1 protein-coding gene is annotated in these 419 nt (G+C 66.1%); it reads right to left on the reverse strand.

Annotation, left to right across the window (positions count from 1 at the left end):
* Window positions 1–367, reverse strand: a 367-nt coding sequence (locus EOA13_RS37675) for a hypothetical protein (RefSeq protein ID WP_164780705.1), incomplete at its 3' end; no start/stop codon positions are given.
* Window positions 368–419: the final 52 nt, after the last annotated feature.

Here is a 419-nt window from a genome sequence, read left to right on the forward strand (position 1 = left end):
CCGCCGCAGACGGTCCCGACACGATCGCGCGAGAGGGTTCGGCCGTGGCTTGGACCGGTTGTCCTTGCCAGCTATCGATAGCAGCAGACACCTTCTGCACCACGGCTCCGGAGGCATCCTCGACCTTCTGCATCACGGCTCCGGAGGCATCCGCGACCTTCTGCACCACGGCTCCGGAGACATCCGCGGCCTTGTGCACCACGGCGCCGGAGACATCCTCGGCCTTCTGCATCACGGCTCCGGAGATATCCTCGATCTTCTGCATCACGGGTCCGGAAACAACCTCGACGGCCGGCCAGTTTCCGATCGCGGCCCCTCCCAGGGCGGCGACCCCGCAGAGCCCAAAGGCAAGCAGGATGGCCTTCATTCCCCTGCGGCGAGCCGCCCGTGACGAAGGAGCGACGGGGTCGGAATTGTAT

The organism is Mesorhizobium sp. M7A.F.Ca.US.011.01.1.1 (genome assembly GCF_003998295.1).
Classification (GTDB): domain Bacteria; phylum Pseudomonadota; class Alphaproteobacteria; order Rhizobiales; family Rhizobiaceae; genus Mesorhizobium.